This window comes from Mesorhizobium sp. M0772 (genome assembly GCF_040320135.1).
Lineage (GTDB): Bacteria > Pseudomonadota > Alphaproteobacteria > Rhizobiales > Rhizobiaceae > Mesorhizobium.
Genome location: NZ_JAMYPB010000105.1, coordinates 1 through 2,844, shown reverse-complemented (window position 1 = coordinate 2,844; position 2,844 = coordinate 1). Strand labels below are relative to the sequence as shown.

At 61.3% G+C, this 2,844-nt stretch carries 2 protein-coding genes and 1 pseudogene; all 3 read right to left on the bottom strand.

Going from position 1 to position 2,844, the window contains the following annotated elements; translation table 11 throughout:
* Positions 1 to 249 precede the first annotated feature (249 nt).
* The gene (locus NKI06_RS30705) at positions 250 to 1,041 is read right to left on the bottom strand and encodes a calcium-binding protein (protein ID WP_023832747.1); all 792 of its coding nucleotides are present in this window, start codon (positions 1,039 to 1,041) and stop codon (positions 250 to 252) included.
* A gap of 368 nt (positions 1,042 to 1,409) precedes the next feature.
* Positions 1,410 to 1,640, bottom strand: a pseudogene (locus NKI06_RS30700) (HlyD family type I secretion periplasmic adaptor subunit); the annotation flags it as partial.
* Positions 1,615 to 2,844 (bottom strand): type I secretion system permease/ATPase (locus tag NKI06_RS30695; protein ID WP_352561711.1); only part of this gene is annotated, 1,230 nt, incomplete at its 5' end. The gene NKI06_RS30695 and the pseudogene NKI06_RS30700, both read right to left, overlap by 26 nt.

Here is a 2,844-nt window from a genome sequence, read left to right as displayed (position 1 = left end):
AGCGCGTCAACAACACCGTCCGGCTGAAGGTTTGGAAGGGATTCATCGTGGTCGGCCGCAAGGGCCCGAACAGGCTTCCGCCTCCACACCTTCAGTGGGATTTCGGTGCACGACCAGCGCGACGCGCAGGGCTTCGTCACTGTACACGCTGACTGCTCCCGGGCGCCCCGGCCCATGGCAAGTAGCGGAAACGGGAAAGCGCCCGCCCAAGGGGGCGGGGCGGGCGCGGTTCCGTATGGGTTTTCTGGATCAAACGAAGGTGAAGTCGGACGCGGTCAGGCCCAGGTCTGCCACGGTGACCACACCGCCCAGGTGGGCGAACTCGTGCGCGCTGCCGTCGGCGGTGACATAGGCCAGAGTTGCGAGTTTGTCGGTGTAGCTGCTTTGGTAGACAATGATGTCGCCGGCGTGCTCGCCGGAGATCGCACTCGCCGCCTCATTAGCAGAGTTGAAAGATTCGCCAGTGATCACCACGACGTGTTCGCCGTTCGCACCCGAGGCCGCACCGCTGTAGAAGCTGCTCACCGGGTAGCCGGACTGTATGCTGGCGTTGTTGACGAAGTTCGCGCCAAAACCATCGTTGTAGAGGCCCACCGCATCGAAGGCGAACTTGTCCTCCGCCGGGTTGAAATCGGTGATAGTGGTAATGTCCGACGTCGACCCGACAACCCCAGGCACCGGATTGTGGAACTGGAACACGAACGTGTCACTGTCGCTGCCCCCGGTCAACGTGTCCTGGCCGTCACCCACGTAGAGGACATCCTGGCCGGGTCCGCCGCTGAGCCTGTCATTGTCCTCACCGGAGACGCGCGCGTTGAAGCGGCCGTTGTCGCCGGAGAGATCGTCCCAGCCATCTCCGCCGAAGATGCGGTCGTTACCCTTGCCGCCGATGGCTCGGTCACTGCCCGCGCCACCCGAGATCTCGTCGTTGCCGCCACGACCGTCAAGCCAGTCACCGCCCTGGTAACCCTCGATCCAGTCAACACCCTCGGTGCCGAGGAGTGTTTCGGAACCCGGGCCACCTTCGATAATCTTTGCCATTGAAAATACTCCTAATGATGCCCCTGCCTGAGTCGTTCATATTCGTCATCGGACAATTGGAGAAATCGATTGCTTGGATAGGCATACATTTACGAAATGGATGCATTCTCGTTCACTTCGCCCTTCTGCTGAGCAGTTGCGGGCTCGCAGGCGGCGGGGACACGCCCCAGGCAATCGCCCGAACATTCACACTCAAAGAACGGTCCAGGAAAACTTGGCAACCGGTCGTCCTGGTTGGGCCGCCCTCGGAAGAACGGGCATGGGGCTGTGTTGCCGAGTCGCGCCGGCACTGCCCATTGCGAGCAATGGAACGTTAGGGAGCGCGTTCGCGCGAGCCGAGATCGGAACTGACAGGCGCACCAGGTAGTACGAAATGCCGGGTTCACCAGGATTTCTCCGACCACCCCGCCAGTCGGGTGCTGTATCTTCTCACTAGGAAACGACGACAAAGTGTCCGGACGCTACAACCGCACCGGAGAGATTCGTGAAGGTCGCCCAGGCTCCGGCTCCTCCCACAAAGATCACGCTCGCCAGAAGGCCCGCCACCAGGTGCCGGCGAATGGACTCGAAACGTCATTGTTCTGATGAATGCCGGACACCGGGATCCTCCATGTCAGCGCGCTCTGCCACGTGATCCTGTGTAGACTCGATGGCCTTCAGGACTTTGGAACGCGCACCGAATGATCGCTGCCGTCCACCTTCCATCACCAACACCAAATCGACGGCGCGGATGGCGCTCGGCCGATGGGCGACGACAACCGCAATGCCCTTGCGCTCGCGCACGGAGGCGATCGCATTAACGACTGCAGCTTCGCCTTCCGCGTCGAGATGGGCATTGGGTTCATCCAGCACAACAAGGAAAGGGTCTCGATAAAGGGCCCGGGCAAGACCGATAAGCTGACGCTGCCCGGCGGAAAGTGCCGATCCGGCCTCACCAATCGGAGTTTCGTATCCGTGCTCAAATCGGAGGATCAGTTCGTGCGTGCCCGCTGCTTTCGCCGCGGCGACAATAGCCTCAGGGTCAGGATCATCTTCAAAACGAGCGATGTTTTCGGCAATGGTGCCATCGAACAGTTCAACACCTTGTGGCAGATAGCCGATGTGACGGCCTAGTGCTTCCCGGTCCCATTGATCGAGGCTTGCGCTGTCGATGCGAACCTTCCCGGCGACCGGCGTCCATGCGCCGACGATGGCGCGCGAGAGTGTCGACTTGCCCGAGCCCGACGGGCCGATGACCCCGAGTGCGCTTCCCGCCTGAATGGCAAACGCAATGCCGGTCACGGTCGGCTTGCTTTCACCGGGCGGAACGATTGTCACGCTTTCGAGGCGCAGTTCGCGTTCAGGTGCAGGCATTAGCATAACAGGAGCGGTTTCAGGAACCTTTTCCAAGAGGTCCTCCAGCCGCGCCCAACCCTGGCGCGCCATGAGGAAGGGTTTCCAGCTTGAAATGGCGAGGTCGACCGGAGCCAGCGCACGCCCCATCATGATCGAACTGGCAATCATGACCCCGGCCGTAGCCTCTTCCCTGACGACAAGGTACGCACCGACGGCAAGAATGGCCGATTGCAGCAGCACGCGCAGCGACTTTGAAATGGCACCCAGCCCACCTGCCACGTCCCCAGCTTTCCGGTTGGCGGCCAGACACTTGGCATTGGCCTTTTGCCATCGGGCAGCGATCCGCTTTCCAAGACCGAGAGCTTGCACGACCTCGGCATTGCAACGCGCTGCTTGCAGCAGACCATTGCGTGCCATGTTGTGGGCAACGGTATCGCTTATCGGCCCTTGCGAGAGAGTGTTGGCAAG